Here is a 14,778-nt window from a genome sequence, read left to right as displayed (position 1 = left end):
CTCCCACCTGAGCGCAGCCTCAGCGCTCCCTTAACGCGAGCATAAGGATCTCCCCGGACCGCCTTCGGCAGGCGATTTCGCGGTTTCTCCGGGCTAGCTTCTGATCACCCCACGGGATCCGTCCCCCGTAACGGGATCCGCCCCCCGCATCAGAAGCGTTCCGAGGAGTTCTTGATGTCCCCACGCCGCAAGGCCGCCGCTCTCGCCGTCCTCGGCATACCCCCGCTGGCCCTGACCGCGCTCGCCGCGGCACCCGCGTCCGCGCACGGCTCCATGGGGGACCCGGTCAGCCGGGTGGCCCAGTGCTACGCGGAGGGCCCGGAGAGCCCGAGGTCGGCGGCCTGCAAGGCGGCGGTCACGGCGGGCGGCACCCAGGCACTGTACGACTGGAACGGCGTCCGGATCGGCGACGCGAACGGCCGGCACCGGGAGCTGATCCCGGACGGCAAGCTGTGCAGCGCGAACAACGAGGAGTTCAAGGGCCTGGACCTGCCCCGCGCGGACTGGCCGGCGACCTCCGTGCGCAGCGGCTCGTACATCTTCAAGTACCGCGTGACCGCCCCGCACAAGGGCACCTTCACGGTCTACCTCACCAAGCCCGGCTACGACCCGGCGAAGCCGTTGGCCTGGGGCGACCTGGATCTGGAGCACCCGGTCGCGACGGCCACCGGCCCGGTCGCCTCGGGCGGCTTCTACACCTTCTCCGGGACACTGCCCGAGCGCTCCGGCAAGCAGCTGCTGTACGCGGTGTGGCAGCGCTCGGACAGCCCGGAGGCGTTCTACTCCTGCTCGGACGTCACCTTCGGCGGCGGCGAGAGCGGCGGCGCGCCCGGCGGCCCCGGCGGTTCCGGCGGTTCCGCACCGGCGCCGACCGCCTCCGCGCCGACCGAGCGGCAGATCGAGGACGGTGCCGACAGGTCGACGATCGAGAACCACGGCCACGGGGACGCGGACGCCCGTACGACCACGGACCCGACGACGGGCCCGGCCGCGGACACGGCCACGGCCACGGCCACGGCCACGGAGGCGACCAAGCAGTCGGCGGCGGACCGCGCCGTGCAGTCCGCCGCCGTCGACGAGCCGAACCGGCCGAAGGCCGCCGGCGCCTCGACGAACCTCGCCGAGACCGGCGGTGACGGCCGCACCCCGTACCTCGCGGTCGGCGGTGCGGCCGCCCTGGCGCTGGGCTCGGCGGCCCTGTTCGCCTCGGTCCGCCGGCGCGCCGCGGCCGGGGGCCGGCGAGGCCGCTGACGCGGCCCGTGAACGCGGGGCCTGTCCGGCGGCTCAGGCCGGGCAGGCCCCGAAGCACGTCAGTCGAACACGGACGCGCAGGTGGTGGCGGTGGCGTGGGCCGGGTCGAGCGCGTTGGCCACCTCGTGGAAGGCGATGCGGTCGAACACGGCGATCGCCAGGTGCTCGGACAGGTCGAGCGGGCACAGGTCCTGCAGCAGGACGTTGCGCACGTCGGGGCCGGTCAGGTACTGGTTGCGCCACGGCGTAGCCACCTCGTCGTACTTGGTGGCGAGGACCGTGTAGTGCACGCCGGGCACGGTGTCGCCGCCCGCGTTGAGTTTGGTGAGGAAGTCGGACCCGGCGATCTGGTCGGCGAGGGCGGGGGTGGCGGCCTTGAGCAGCTCGGCGGCGCCCGGGAAGTACGGCAGCAGGTTGGTGAGCCCGTTGAGGGTGGCGCCGTGGTTGTTGGGCGCGATGCCGACGAGGGTGTTCACCCTGGCGGCCCCGCCGAGGAACTTCAGGTAGTAGCGGGGCATCATGCCGCCCTGTGAGTGGCCGACGAGGTCGGCCTTGGTGGCGCCGGTCGCGGCGAGCACCTTGTCGACGAAGGCGGACAGCTGCTCCGCCGACTTGTCGATGGGGCCGAGGCCGTAGAAGACCGGGACGCCCTGCAGCTGACCGTAGTCGAGGGAGAAGACGCAGTAGCCGCGGCTCTTCAGGTACGGCGCGAGTCCGAGCCAGTTGTCCACGGAGTTGCCGAGGGTGCCGTGGACGAGGACGACGGGGCGGGGGTGGGCGGCGGAGGGCTTGCAGCTGTAGTCGTTCCAGCCTCTGCTGGGGGCGCTGGAGGCGGTGGCGGTGGCGGCGGGGGCGGCGGCGAGCACGGCGGCCAGGACCAGGGCGACGAGGGGTCTGACCGCCCGTTTGAAGGGCAGCATCGTGTGATCTCCTTGCGGCTCAAGGGAGGTGCGACGGCACTACGCCCTGTGATCCGGATCACGGGATGCTGTTCACTCGTCAAGTTACGGACGGGTAGTCCAGATGTGAAGTTACGCGCCAGTAAAAACTTCCACCGATAACTGGAGTTCGTGATAACGCCCCTGGCGAACAGTCACCAAGCGGGCTTAATCGGGCCGTACGGAGCAATCCGCCCCAACTGGCCCCACAGTGCCCGTACTTCACCCTCCCCCAGCACCTCGACCCATGCCTGCACCGCCTCCGCGGCCGCCTCCTCCGCCGCGCGAGTACACGCCCACCCCCGCTCGGTCAGCACCACCAGCCGAGCCCGCGCATCCCCGGGATGCGGCTGCCGCTCGGCATACCCCTTCCGCACGATCTCGTCGACGAGCTGACTCGCGGCCTGTTTGGTGACCCCCAGGTGGGCGGCGAGCTCGGTGACGGTCGCACCGTCCGGTGCGAGCCGCGAGAAGGCGAAGCCGTGCGCGGGCCGCAGCCCCTCGAAGCCGCGCGCGACGACCCCGTCGTGAACGCGCCGGGTGAGCTCACCGGCGACGGCGAGGAGAGCTGCGGACAGAGCCATGGCGTCGGAGTTCTGCACGCAGGCATTGAAACACCCTTGACGAAATGGTCAAGTAACTTGACTATAAACCTGAACCAATCAGTCAAGCAGCTTGACCATAATCCACCGCTCCCCGGAGGAGACACCCATGCCCGTCGTCCGTCCGTCCGACGCCGTGACCCACGAGATCCACGGAGCCCGCTTCGTCTCGCACGCCGCTCCCCGCACCGGCGCCGAGGAACTGTGCGCGTGGCGCGGCGAGATCCCCGCGGGCACCAGGGCCCCCGCCCACACCGTCAACCGCGAGGAGATCCTCCACCTGCTCGACGGCGAACTCCTGATCACCGTGGACGGCCGCACCGACCGGATCACCGCGGGTGACACGGTGATCGTCAACGTCGGCGCGACCCTCACCGTGGAGAACCCCACGGAGCGCACCGCGGTCTCCTGGGTGACCACGTCCGTCGGGCTTCGGGCGGAGTTGGCCGACGGCACCGTCATCGTGCCGCCGTGGGCCAACTGACACGCGAAAGCCCCGCCCTTGCGCGCGGGAGGGCGGGGCCTTCACTGATCGTGCGGGTGGGGCAGGGGCCGGGCCGCGCGGGCGGCGACCCGGCTCGGGGCGACGTCAGCCGACGCGAACCCCGTAGGCGCTCAGCGCCGCGGTGACCGGCTGGAAGAAGGTCGTACCGCCGGAGGTGCAGTTGCCACTGCCGCCGGAGGTCAGACCGTAGGCGATGCCGCTGTTGGAGTAGAGCGGACCGCCGGAGTCACCGGGCTCGGCGCAGACCGTGGTCTGGATGAGGCCTCTGACGATGTCGCCGCCGCCGTAGTTGACCGTCGCGTTGAGCGCCGTGACACGGCCGCTGTGGGTGCCGGTCGTGGAGCCGCGCCGGTAGACGGTGGTGCCGACGGACGGCGTGGCCGCGCTGGTGATGGTCACGCTGCCCACGGCGCTCGGCTTGGCCACCGAGCTGTTGGTGTAGCGCACGATGCCGTAGTCGTTGCCGGGGAAGGAGGAACCGGCGGTGGTGCCGAGGACGGTCGTCTTCGAGGAGTTCGACCACCAGGTGCCCGCGCCGTCGGTGCAGTGGCCGGCCGTCAGGAAGTAGGAGTTGCCGCTGTTGTCCTTGACGTTGAAGCCAAGCGAGCAGCGCCAGCTACTCGCATAGATGGCGTCGCCGCCGGAGATCAGCCTGGTGAACTTGCCCGAGGTGCGCTTGATGGTCAGGGCACCGGAGTTGGTCCCCGCCTGCTGCCTGATCCTGTTGATCTCGGCCTGGGAGACCGTGCTGTCGGCGGTGACGACAACCCGGTTGGTCTTGCTGTCGACCACCCAGGCCGTGCCCGGGATGTCGGCCTTGAGCACGGAGTCGCTCGTCCTGGTGAGCTGGGCCGCGCTGAAGGTGGTCGACGTGTCGGACGCGTTCGCGCTGGGGACCGCGAGCGCGGCTGCGGCCACGAGGCCGGATGCGATGGCGATCAGCCGGGTCCGTCTCGTCACGCCGCTGCGGGGAGTGGTGCGCTTGATCCTCACTTTTCGTTCCTCCACAAAGGAAGTCGGGGGCCCGCGTGGGGTCGGGGCCCGTGAGGCGCAGTCAGGGGACCTGAGGTCCGGATTCCGAACACGCCGTGCCCCTGACAAGCGCTGTGGGGGAGTATTCGGCCGAACGACCGGTCGGCGCAAGGGTGCCTTTCAGCCGTGCGACTGTGTGCGATTCGAGTGAACCGTGTGTGGCCGGGGTGAATTGACACCTGGTCAGGAGCCGGAAAGTGCCCGTGGCGTCCGGATCGGCAGGGGTGAGGATGGTCACGTCGTCGCCGACCGTCCAGGCCAGGGGGATGTCCGGAACTCGACCCTCCGGACAGCAAGTGCTTTCCACGCTCGGACGGCTGAAGCCTCCGTCAGGAGCGGCCGTCCCCCGGAGGGCGTACGGCACGGAGCCGCCGCATCCCATCGTCCCCTTCGTTCACCCGTACGCACCGCGCGTCACCCGTGTGCGCTCGCGTGCTGGGGACAATCATATTTCACTCACCGTCAGCATCCGTGTAGCACACCACCCTTGGGGCATACGGGCTCTCGACGGATTCGCCGTGCACCAGTACCGTCACAAACCCCCCGCGCGGCGTCTATTCACTTGGCGCGTTGTCAGCATCATGGATGACCATAGGGATGCGGAAAGGAAGAATGACCGCTGTGAGAGGAGGCGTCCATGGGATCGGTACGCAAGGCGAGTGCGTGGCTCGGCCTCGTCGACGACAACGATGACGAGCGCTACTACGACGACGACTACTCCGAGGGCACCGGGTCCGGGGACGCCTGGGTCACCGACCCCCGGGTGAGGGTGGCCACGGACACGGCCGAGGAGAAGGGCCGCCGGATCGGCACGGTGACGCCGGACAGCTTCCGGGACGCCCGCGTCATCGGCGAGCTGTTCCGGGAGGGGGTGCCCGTCATCGTGAACCTCACGGCCATGGAGCCCGCCGACGCCAAGCGCGTGGTCGACTTCGCGGCCGGGCTGGTCTTCGGTCTGCGCGGCTCCATCGACCGCGTGTCCACCCGGGTGTTCCTGCTGTCCCCCGCCGACACCGAGATCGTCAGCGGGGACCCGGCGGCACACCGGTCGGACGGGTTCTTCAACCAGAGCTGAGGCAGGGCCGCACACCGGCCCCGCCCCGCCTCGGACTCACCGGAAGGCGTCGAGCCCGGTGAGCGCCTTGCCCAGCACGAGCTGGTGCATCTCGACGGTGCCCTCATAGGTGAGCACCGACTCGAGGTTGGTCGCGTGCCGCATCACGGGGTATTCGAGGGAGATCCCGTTCGCCCCGAGAACGGTCCGCGCCGTACGGCAGATCTCGATCGCCTCCCGCACGTTGTTGAGCTTGCCGAAACTGACCTGCTCGGGACGCAGGCGGCCGGCGTCCATGCGCCGCCCCAGATGGTGGGCGAGCAGGATTCCCTTGTGCAGTTCGACCGCCATGTCGGCGAGTTTGGCCTGGGTGAGCTGGAAGCCGCCGATGGGCCTGCCGAACTGCTCACGCGACTTCGCGTAGTCGAGGGCGGCCTCGAAGCTGGAGCGGGCCGCGCCCATGGCGCCCCAGACGATGCCGTAGCGGGCGTGGGACAGACAGCTGAGCGGGCCGCGCAGCCCGGTGACCTCCGGCAGTACGGCGTCGACGGGCAGCCGTACGTCGTCGAGGACGAGCTCGCTGGTGACGGAGGCGCGCAGGGACCACTTGTGCTTGATCTCGGGAGCGGAGAAGCCGGGGGTGTCCGTGGGCACGACGAAGCCGCGGATGCCGTCCTCGGTCCGCGCCCAGACGACGGCGACGCCGGCCACGGAGCCGTTGGTGATCCACATCTTGCGGCCGTTGAGGACCCAGTCGGTGCCGTCGCGCTTGGCGTGGGTGCGCATGGAGGCGGGGTCGGAGCCGTGGTCGGGCTCGGTGAGCCCGAAGCAGCCGATCACCTCGCCGGCTGCCATCCGGGGCAGCCACGTCTGCTTCTGCTCCTCGCTGCCGAAGCGGTGGATCGCGTACATGGCGAGGGAGCCCTGCACCGAGACCAGGGAGCGGATGCCGGAGTCGGCGGCCTCCAGCTCCAGGCAGGCCAGCCCGTACTGCACGGCGGTGGCGCCGGCGCAGCCGTAACCGCTGAGCGACATCCCGAGGGCGCCGATGGTGCCGAGCTCGCGGGCCAGCTCCCGGACGACGGGCAGCTCGCCCTTCTCGTACCACTCGGCGATGTGGGGCAGGACGCGGTCGGCGGCCCAGTTCCGCACGGTGTCGCGGACGGCCAGGTCCTCCGGGTCCAGCAGATCGTCGATCCCGAGGGGGTCGGCGGGGTCGAACGAGGACATGGGCACCTCCGGCTGGGATAACTAGCACCGCTAGTTCGCGACTCCGGCCCGACGTTACGTCGCGGTGCGGCCCACGTCCAGCTTCTTCTCCCGCCCGCCGCGCACCGCGGCAGGCCGGAGAAGAGGCGCGGTCACGCCGACACGCGGGACCGTTCGACCTCCCGCTGCGCGGGCAACTCCACCGGCACCGCGTCACACTGCATCACCCGCGGCAGCCGCAGCGCCATCACCGCCCCCAGCAGCAGCAACCCCGCACTCACCAGCAACGTCACATGCAGTCCGTGCACGAAGGAATCCCGCGCCGCCCGCCGCAGGGCACTCCCCGCGGCCCCGCCCAGCCGCGCGGCGACCTCGTACGCCTCCCCCAGCGAGTGCGACGCCGCCCCCGACGCCGACGCCGGCACGCCCGGCACGTCCGCGAGCCCGGGGGCGTACGCCGCGTTCATGACCGTGCCGAGCAGCGCGATGCCCATCCCGGCGCCCAGCTGGTACGACGTCTCGCCGATCGCCGCGGCTCCGCCCGCCTGCTCCGGCGGCGCCTCGCTCAGCATCGACTCGTACGCCCCGAACAGCGTGGTCTCCAGACCGAAACCGAGCAGCACGAAGCCGAACAGCAGCAGCCCCGGGTTGTCCCGCCCGCCCATCGCGGTCAGCACCACCACCGCGCCGGCGGTCAGGCAGAACCCGGCGGACACCATCCGCCGCGGCCCGAACCGCCGCAGCATCCGCGCCCCGGCCAGCCCGGCCGCCATCGCCGCGAACGTCAGCGGCAGCAGCCGCAGCCCCGTCTGCAGCGGTGACAGACCCAGCACCAGTTGCAGATACTGCGCCGCGATCAGCTCAAGGCCGACCAGCGCCAGCATGGCCAGCACGATGCAGCCCACCGACGTACTGAACGCCGGCCGCGCGAACATCCTCAGGTCCACCAGCGGATGCGCCCGCCGCCGCTGCCGCCGTACGAACACCACCAGCAGCGCCGCACCGGCCACCAGCGGCACCGCGGTGAGCACGCTCAGCACCTCCCCGCCGCCGAGCCGCTTCACGCCCAGCACCACACCGAACAGCCCGACCGCCGCCAGCACCGCGCCGACCACGTCCCAGGGTCCGTCGCGGTCACCGGTCGACTCGGGCAGCAGCAGCCGGCCCACCGGCAGGCTCACCAGCATCAGCGGGATGTTGACGAGGAAGACCGACCCCCACCAGAAGTGCTCCAGCAGAAAGCCGCCCAGCAGCGGCCCGACCGCCGCGCCCACCGCGGCGACCGCGCTCCAGACGCCGATGGCCAGCGCCCGCTCGCGCCGGTCGGGGAACACCTGCCGCAGCAGGGACAGCGTGGCCGGCATGATCATGGCGCCGCCGACGCCGAGCAGCGCCCGCGCGAAGATCAGCACCTGGGGGCTGGGGGCGAAGGCCGCCAGGGCGGAGGCGACGCCGAACAGGGCGTACCCCAGCAGCAGGATCCGTCTGCGGCCCACCCGGTCGCCCAGCGTGCCGAAGAGGATCAGCAGCGAGGCGCAGACGAGGGGGTAGGTGTCGACGATCCAGAGCAGTTCGATGGCGCCGGGCCGGAGGTCCTCGGTGACCGCGGGCACCGCCACGTGCAGCACGGTCGCGTCGACCGCGACCAGCAGCAGGCTGGCGCAGAGGACGACCAGGACGACCCAGCGGTTGGCACCGGCCCCGGCCGCCCGACGGCGCAGCCGGGCGGCGGCCGTGGTCGTCCCGGACATGTACGTACCTCCCAGATGAGCCCTCGCGCCCGGCGGGCCGGCGGGGTGGGGACTCCCCGCGGCTCGGCCGGAGAGGAGCGGTGGTCTCCGGCCCGCGCGACGGCATACGAGTGACATGTCAGCGTACGCGAGTCCGCTCGGGTGGCGCGTGACCCCCCTCTCAGAGCACAGACCCAACCCGTGTGGCGTACGCCACTCCTCCCACCGTCAGTACGCCCCGGTGGCCGGTCCGGTTCCGCGCGCGCTCGATAATCGACCAGTGACCGATCTCGCGACGCACGTGGCGTCGGCCCGCACCGGGTTCCTGCGCCGGGCCGCGCCGGCACTCCTCGGGTACGCGGCCGTCCGCGCTCTGGGCCTGCTCGCCCTGGCGGTGTGGAGCGCCGCGCGCGGCAAGAGCGCGTACACGCTGCTGACCGCCCGCTGGGACGCGCTCTGGTACGCCGGGATCGCCGAACGGGGCTACGGCCACGAGGTGCGCCTGCCGAACGGCGACATCCACTCCGACCTGGCCTTCTTTCCGCTGCTTCCGTGGCTGGAGCGGCTGCTCGCCTCGGTGGGCCCGCTGTCGTACGCCGACGCCGGCTTCGTGGTCGGCCTGGTGGCCTCGCTCGCCGCGGCCTGGGGAATCTTCGCGGTGGCCGACCATGTGTACGGCCGCCGAGAAGAAGGGCTCGAAGCGCGGCCTTGGAAGGGTGGTGATGGGAGACGGGTGGGCGTCTACGCGGTGCTGCTGTGGGCGGCGCTGCCGGTCGGGGTCGTGCAGTCGATGGCGTACAGCGAGTCGCTGTTCACGGCGCTCGCCGCCTGGACGCTGTACGCCGTGCTGACCGGCCGCTGGGTGACGGCGGGCGCCCTGGCCCTGGCGGCGGGGCTGACCCGCCCGGTCGGTCTCGCGGTGGTCGCGGCGGTGTGGGCCGCGGCCGTCGCCTCGTTCGTACGCGACCGGGGCGCGACGGCCCCGGACCGCGCGCGCCGCCTGCTCGGCATGCTGCTCGCCCCGCTCGGCGCCGCCGGCTACGTCCTGTGGGTCGGCCACCGTACCGGCCGGGGCCCCCTCGGCTATCTGGACGTCCAGGCCGGCTGGCGCAACGGCTTCGACGGCGGGTACGCCTTCGCCCGCTTCGTCGTCGGCAGGTTCACGTCGTTTCCGTCGGCCCTGGCCGGGCTCGGGCTGATCGCCGGGGTCGCCGCGGTGATCTGGCTGTACGTCATCGGCGTACAGCAGCGGCAGCCGCTCGCGCTGCTGGTGTACTCGGGTGTGGTCACCGCGCTCGCCCTGTGCGCGTCGAGCTACTTCGGCTCCAAGCCGCGTCTGCTGCTGCCCGCCTTCCCGCTGCTGCTGCCGCTCGCCCTGGCCCTCGCCCGGCCGCGCCTTGTCCGGTCGGCGCTGGTGGTGGGCGGTGTCGCGGTGTCCTCGGCGGTGTACGGGGCGTTCTGGCTGAACGGGTCCGGCCCCCCGTGACCGGAGCCGGACGACCGGGGGCGGGCACCGAATTCCGTCGGGGTGTTCGTGCGTCGCATTCATAAGTGCGGCACAAGCGTCCGCCCGAATGATCGGAGGGAAATGCGGGCGGGCACCGCCCGGGATTGCGGAATTCGCGGGAAATAAAGCCCCGTTGAGAGTAATCCCACATCACATCGTCATCACAAAGCCCATGCTGCGTACGAGAACTGAGCTCACTCGCTGTAACGTCGATTAGGTGCGTACCGAAGGAACCCTCACCCGCCTGGACCGGGTGTTCGCCCGGCTGGACCGTGAGCCGCAACGGCCGGCGCACATCGACGTGCCGCGGATGAGCCGCCACCGGTTCGTGCTCCTCTCGGCGACCCTGGCCTTCTACCTGTCCATCGTCTGGGCCGTGGTGACCACCTCGTGGCTGGTCCGGCTCGACTGGCAGATCATGTTCTTCCGGCCGTACCAGCAGTGGCCGGGGATCCACGCGTTCCTCGACTACTACGTGGTGCTGGGCCAGCGCGGTCCCACCGCGGTGATGGTCGCCGCGTGGCTGGGCTGGCGTTCGTGGCGGCAGCACACACTGCGCCCGCTGCTCACCCTCGCCACCTCGCTGCTGCTGCTGAACGCCACGGTCGGCGCCGCGAAGATCGGCATGGGCCGCCTCGGACCGCACTACGCCACCGTCATCGGCTCCAACGAGATGTGGCTGGGCGGCGATATATTTCCCAGCGGCCACACCGCCAACGCCGTGGTGACCTGGGGCATCCTGGCCTACCTGGCCTCCACTCCGACGGCTCGCCGCTGGCTGTCGGCGCTGTCCGCGGTGATCGCGCTCGGCGTCGGCCTCACCACGGTCTACCTGGGTACGCACTGGCTGAGCGACGTGCTCCTCGGCTGGGCCGCGGGGCTGCTGATCCTGCTGGCGCTGCCGTGGTTCGAGCCGCTGATCGCGAGGGCCGAGGCCGCCCTGTTCGACCTGCGCGACCGCTGGCGTGCCCGCCACGGCCGCCGGGCACCGGTGCCCGCGCCGGTCGCTCCCGTCGGTGTGCCCGTCGTGCTCACGCCGCACTCGTCAGCCTCGGAGGAGGCTCCGGCGGCCCGCGAGACGGTCGCCGCCGGCCGTACGTCCCGGGCGCCGGTCCACCTCGCCCCGGGCCACCACACGGCCCGCCCGGAACGCACGCCGGTCACCCCGGCCGACAGCCGCCGGCCGGCGCACTCCGACCGGCATCCGCGCGGCACGGCCTCGGCGGCCCGCCCGCTGACCGGCAGTTGACGGCAGGGCCGCCGCCGGGCCGGAGGCCCCCTCGGCGGTTCAGCCCTTCCAGGCGCGGGTCACGCGACCGTTCCTGACCTCGAAGTTCATCCGGCCGACCCGGTACTCCATGGTGATGATCGTGCCCGGCGGCAGCGACCGCACCGTGCTCCAGCCCCGTTCGCGCGCGAGCCGCTCGGCCTGCCCGGCCTCGAGGCCGACATACGCGTCCGGACTGTCCTGGGGCTCCGTCGGCGGAGTGGGAATCGGTGCCATACCGCCACGCTAGGCCCTGAGCCGCGGCCGCGGAAGTGCATCACGGCACCTGAGTCACACATTCCTCTGCTGTCACGCTTCGGTCACAGAACCATGACCGCGGATCGGCCCAACTCCATCACACGTACGGGCGATTCCGGACCCCTTCCGCGATCATTCGAGCGCAATTCCCGGCGACCGGTACGGCACCCGGAAAAGCCCGGTGGAATGCCCCGGGAGAAGTCCCCCCTGCCCCGCCCCGGGCTGCCCTCGCATTCCGTGTCCGGACCGGCTCGCGGAATGTGACGCCGCATAGGAATTTCACCGGTCCAGCACACAACGTCCGCACTCCCCCTGTCGCGGCGCGCGGTCACGCGCGCATCATGGCAGGAGCCCCCGGCCGGTCGGCCGCGGGCCGTGGCGGACCCGGGCGCGAGGAGCGGAGGGCGAGCGAGCGATGGGGACCCAGACCGTAGCGGCGGCGGCACGGCCGGCGCCCGGCGAACGGCCCGGCAGGCTGGTGGTCGACTGGCTGACGACCACCGACCACAAGAAGATCGGCCACCTCTACCTGATCACGTCGTTCGTGTTCTTCCTGGTCGGCGGGGTGATGGCGCTGCTGATGCGGGCCGAACTCGCCCGCCCCGGGCTGCAGCTCATGAACAGCCAGCAGTTCAACCAGCTGTTCACCATGCACGGCACGATCATGCTGCTGCTGTTCGCGACCCCGACCTTCGCGGGCTTCGCCAACGAGCTGATGCCGCTGCAGATCGGCGCCCCGGACGTCGCCTTCCCCCGGCTGAACATGCTGTCGTACTGGTTCTTCCTGTTCGGCGGGCTGATCGTGCTCGGCTCGCTGCTCGTGCCCGACGGGCCGGCCGCCTTCGGCTGGTTCGCCTACGCCCCGCTCAATGACACGGCGCACTCCCCCGGCGTCGGCCCGGACCTGTGGATCATGGGGCTCGCGCTGGCCGGCTTCGGGACGATCCTCGGCGCGGTCAACTTCCTGACCACGATCATCGGCATGCGCGCGCCCGGCATGACGATGTTCCGGATGCCGATCTTCACCTGGAACACGCTGTTCACCTCGATCCTGATCCTGCTGGCGTTCCCGGTGCTGGCGGCCGCGCTGCTGGTGCTGGAGGCGGACCGCAGGTTCGGCTCGCAGGTCTTCGAGTCGGCGAACGGCGGGGCGCTGCTGTGGCAGCACCTGTTCTGGTTCTTCGGCCATCCGGAGGTGTACATCATCGCGCTGCCGTTCTTCGGGATCATCACCGAGATCATCCCGGCGTTCGCCCGCAAGCCGATCTTCGGCTATCTGACGCTGGTCGGCGCCACCATGGCGATCACCGGTCTGTCGGTGGTGGTGTGGGCGCACCACATGTTCGCCACCGGCGCGGTGCTGCTGCCGTTCTTCTCCTTCATGAGCTTCCTGATCGCCGTGCCGACAGGTGTGAAGTTCTTCAACTGGACCGGCACGATGCTCAAGGGCTCGCTGTCCTTCGAGACTCCGATGCTGTGGGCGATCGGCTTCCTGGTGTCGTTCCTGTTCGGCGGTCTGACCGGGGTGATCCTCGCCTCGCCGCCACTGGACTGGCATGTCACGGACAGCTACTTCGTGGTCGCCCACTTCCACTACGTCGTCTTCGGCACCGTCGTCTTCGCGACCTTCGCCGGCTTCTACTTCTGGTGGCCGAAGTTCACCGGGAAGCTGCTCGACGAACGCATCGGCAAGATCCACTTCTGGACGCTGTTCATCGGCTTCCACACCACCTTCCTGGTGCAGCACTGGCTGGGCGCGGAGGGCATGCCCCGGCGGTACGCCGACTATCTCGCCGCGGACGGCTTCACCGCACTGAACACCCTGTCGACGATCGGCGCGTTCCTGCTCGGCATGTCGACGCTGCCGTTCCTCCACAACGTGTGGAGGACCGCCAGGTACGGCCGGAAGGTCGAGGTGGACGACCCCTGGGGCTACGGCCGCTCCCTGGAGTGGGCGACCTCCTGCCCGCCGCCCCGGCACAACTTCGTCACCCTGCCCCGGATCCGCAGCGAGTCCCCGGCGTTCGACCTGCACCATCCCGAGTACGCCGGCCAGGCCCCGCAGCCCGAGCCGGAGCGGCATCGAGCCGGTCACGAGCGGTCCTGATCACCTCGGTGAGCTCGGCGGGCTCCAGCACCTCGAACGCGAACCCCATCAGCATCACGTGAATCACCATCACGTCCAGGCTCGCGACGCCGGTGCGCAGCAGGCAGGCGTCCGGCCCGTCGGCCTCCAGGGCCCCGGCGGACGGCGAGATCCGCTCGGCCGCCTCGGCCGGCGGCACCAGCAGCCGGATCACGGCCTGCGTGGCGTACGCGCGCGTGGAGACGCCCGGGGAGACATGGGCGGCGAGGCCGTCGGCGGGCGGGGTGCGCGGCGCGAAGCGCGGGCCGTGCGGCGGTCTGGGGGTGATGCGGTCGACGCGGAACGTACGCCAGTCGTCGCGGTCCAGGTCCCAGGCGACCAGGTACCAGCGGCGTTCGGTGCACACCAGGCGGTGCGGTTCGACACTGCGGCGGCTGGTGGTGCCGTCGTGGCCGCGGTACTCGAAGCGCAGCCGCTCGGTGTCCCGGCACAGGTGGGCGAGCTCGGTGAGGACCGCCGGGTCGACGGCGGAGGGCTCGGGGGCGCGCGGCATCGGCACGGTGAAAGGCGTTCAGGGCGCCCACCCGGCGCCGCAGCCGTCCGGGCAGCACCTGCTCCGGCTTGGACAGGACCCGCACCGAGCTCTCGCCGATCCCCTCGATGCCCTGCCCGGCGGGCGTACGCAGCCCCACGGCGACCGCGACCGCCTCGTCGTCGTCCAGGAGCAGCGGGGGCAGCCGGGCGCCCGCGCCCAGCCGGTAGCCGCCGCCGGTGCCGGGGCCGGCGTCGACCGGACAGCCGAGGTCGCGCAGCCGGTCCACGTCCCGGCGCACCGTGCGCGGGGTGACGCCGGGCCTCCCCCATTGCCTTAAGGGCATGGGAGGTACCCCCGGGCGAGCTCGGCACCGGACCACTCGCGGTGGGCCTGGAGCAGTGAGAGCAGGCGCAGCAGTCGTGCCGATGTCTCCAGCATGGTGGGCGAGTCTGCCAGCCCTTGCGGACAGGTGCTGTCCGCAAGGACACGCGCGTGCCGCCGGTGCCCGCACAGGCCCTGGCGGCATCGGTGAACCACGGGGCGTTGCGGCAGTCCGGGCCGCGCCGGCACCTCTCCGGCGGCGAGCGGCGCATGCTCACCGTGGCCCGCGCTCTGTCGGCACACACGCGCGCGTGCCGCTTGTCGCGGTGGCGGCGCACACGTGCGACCTGCCGGCCGGTCCGGGCGCGTGCCTGGTCCTCGGCCGAGCGGCGCCCGGTGCACCCGCGCTGTGCGGCCGGCCGTGGTGTACGAATGCGCCGTGGCGCGACCGTGACGAGCAGGCCCCGTCCGGTCGGGTGACCG

Annotated in this window: 12 protein-coding genes and 1 pseudogene; 6 read left to right on the top strand and 7 right to left on the bottom strand. The window is 71.5% G+C overall.

The features are described 5' to 3' along the window. The first annotated feature begins 174 nt into the window (after positions 1 to 174). Complete coding sequence (locus ACX25U_RS28690; protein ID WP_454384188.1) at positions 175 to 1,251, top strand: lytic polysaccharide monooxygenase auxiliary activity family 9 protein; 1,077 nt, start codon at positions 175 to 177, stop codon at positions 1,249 to 1,251. Positions 1,252 to 1,310: 59 nt separating this feature from the next. Here the strand turns inward: ACX25U_RS28690 and ACX25U_RS28685 are convergent, their stop codons facing one another. Continuing rightward, positions 1,311 to 2,171, bottom strand: coding sequence for an esterase/lipase family protein (locus tag ACX25U_RS28685; protein ID WP_454384186.1), 861 nt, complete (start codon positions 2,169 to 2,171; stop codon positions 1,311 to 1,313). A gap of 173 nt (positions 2,172 to 2,344) precedes the next feature. Next, positions 2,345 to 2,791, bottom strand: a complete 447-nt coding sequence (locus ACX25U_RS28680) for a MarR family winged helix-turn-helix transcriptional regulator (protein WP_454384184.1) — start codon at positions 2,789 to 2,791, stop codon at positions 2,345 to 2,347. A gap of 109 nt (positions 2,792 to 2,900) precedes the next feature. Here ACX25U_RS28680 and ACX25U_RS28675 point away from each other — a divergent pair, with 109 nt between their 5' ends. Continuing rightward, complete coding sequence (locus ACX25U_RS28675) at positions 2,901 to 3,275, top strand: cupin domain-containing protein (RefSeq protein ID WP_454384183.1); 375 nt, start codon at positions 2,901 to 2,903, stop codon at positions 3,273 to 3,275. Positions 3,276 to 3,380: 105 nt separating this feature from the next. On the opposite strand, the gene ACX25U_RS28670 is transcribed toward ACX25U_RS28675, so the two are convergent. Further along, positions 3,381 to 4,289, bottom strand: coding sequence for a S1 family peptidase (locus ACX25U_RS28670; protein ID WP_454384181.1), 909 nt, complete (start codon positions 4,287 to 4,289; stop codon positions 3,381 to 3,383). Between the two features lie 676 nt (positions 4,290 to 4,965). Here ACX25U_RS28670 and ACX25U_RS28665 point away from each other — a divergent pair. Next, positions 4,966 to 5,403 carry a cell division protein SepF gene (locus tag ACX25U_RS28665; protein WP_454384179.1) on the top strand — a complete coding sequence of 146 codons (438 nt, stop codon included), beginning with the start codon at positions 4,966 to 4,968 and terminating at the stop codon, positions 5,401 to 5,403. 36 nt (positions 5,404 to 5,439) lie between these two features. Here ACX25U_RS28665 and ACX25U_RS28660 read toward each other — a convergent pair whose 3' ends face one another. After that, positions 5,440 to 6,612 (bottom strand): acyl-CoA dehydrogenase family protein, encoded by a 1,173-nt coding sequence (locus tag ACX25U_RS28660; RefSeq protein WP_454384177.1) that lies wholly within the window; start codon positions 6,610 to 6,612, stop codon positions 5,440 to 5,442. A gap of 131 nt (positions 6,613 to 6,743) precedes the next feature. Further along, positions 6,744 to 8,342: an MFS transporter gene (locus ACX25U_RS28655; RefSeq protein ID WP_454384175.1), complete on the bottom strand. Its 1,599-nt coding sequence runs from the start codon at positions 8,340 to 8,342 to the stop codon at positions 6,744 to 6,746. 259 nt (positions 8,343 to 8,601) lie between these two features. On the opposite strand from ACX25U_RS28655, the gene ACX25U_RS28650 reads away from it, so the two are divergent. Together ACX25U_RS28650 and ACX25U_RS28645 are read left to right on the top strand one after the other, a co-directional pair. Then, a complete protein-coding gene (locus ACX25U_RS28650) occupies positions 8,602 to 9,807 on the top strand; it encodes a hypothetical protein (protein WP_454384173.1) in 1,206 nt (401 codons plus the stop codon). Positions 9,808 to 10,045: 238 nt separating this feature from the next. Continuing rightward, the gene (locus tag ACX25U_RS28645) at positions 10,046 to 11,077 is read left to right on the top strand and encodes a phosphatase PAP2 family protein (protein ID WP_454384172.1); all 1,032 of its coding nucleotides are present in this window, start codon (positions 10,046 to 10,048) and stop codon (positions 11,075 to 11,077) included. Between the two features lie 39 nt (positions 11,078 to 11,116). Here the strand turns inward: ACX25U_RS28645 and ACX25U_RS28640 are convergent, their stop codons facing one another. Further along, positions 11,117 to 11,332 carry an I78 family peptidase inhibitor gene (locus ACX25U_RS28640; RefSeq protein WP_454384170.1) on the bottom strand — a complete coding sequence of 72 codons (216 nt, stop codon included), beginning with the start codon at positions 11,330 to 11,332 and terminating at the stop codon, positions 11,117 to 11,119. 436 nt (positions 11,333 to 11,768) lie between these two features. Here ACX25U_RS28640 and ctaD point away from each other — a divergent pair, with 436 nt between their 5' ends. Continuing rightward, on the top strand, positions 11,769 to 13,460 hold the full coding sequence (gene ctaD, locus ACX25U_RS28635) for an aa3-type cytochrome oxidase subunit I (protein WP_454384169.1): 1,692 nt from the start codon (positions 11,769 to 11,771) through the stop codon (positions 13,458 to 13,460). Here ctaD and ACX25U_RS28630 read toward each other — a convergent pair. Then, positions 13,342 to 14,412: pseudogene (locus ACX25U_RS28630) on the bottom strand (helix-turn-helix transcriptional regulator). The gene ctaD and the pseudogene ACX25U_RS28630 sit on opposite strands and share 119 nt — an antisense overlap. Positions 14,413 to 14,778 lie beyond the last annotated feature (366 nt).

This window comes from Streptomyces sp. JNUCC 63, from assembly GCF_054366325.1.
The sequence above is the reverse complement of the archived record's forward strand: the minus strand, read 5'-3'. Positions and strand labels throughout refer to the sequence as shown.

Coding starts and splice junctions, on each gene's coding strand:
- ACX25U_RS28660 (WP_454384177.1), bottom strand. CDS start 6,612: ATGTCCTCGTTCGACCCCGCCGACCCCCTCGGGATCGACGATCTGCTG.
- ACX25U_RS28675 (WP_454384183.1), top strand. CDS start 2,901: ATGCCCGTCGTCCGTCCGTCCGACGCCGTGACCCACGAGATCCACGGA.
- ACX25U_RS28665 (WP_454384179.1), top strand. CDS start 4,966: ATGGGATCGGTACGCAAGGCGAGTGCGTGGCTCGGCCTCGTCGACGAC.
- ACX25U_RS28690 (WP_454384188.1), top strand. CDS start 175: ATGTCCCCACGCCGCAAGGCCGCCGCTCTCGCCGTCCTCGGCATACCC.
- ACX25U_RS28640 (WP_454384170.1), bottom strand. CDS start 11,332: ATGGCACCGATTCCCACTCCGCCGACGGAGCCCCAGGACAGTCCGGAC.
- ACX25U_RS28685 (WP_454384186.1), bottom strand. CDS start 2,171: ATGCTGCCCTTCAAACGGGCGGTCAGACCCCTCGTCGCCCTGGTCCTG.
- ACX25U_RS28655 (WP_454384175.1), bottom strand. CDS start 8,342: ATGTCCGGGACGACCACGGCCGCCGCCCGGCTGCGCCGTCGGGCGGCC.
- ctaD (WP_454384169.1), top strand. CDS start 11,769: ATGGGGACCCAGACCGTAGCGGCGGCGGCACGGCCGGCGCCCGGCGAA.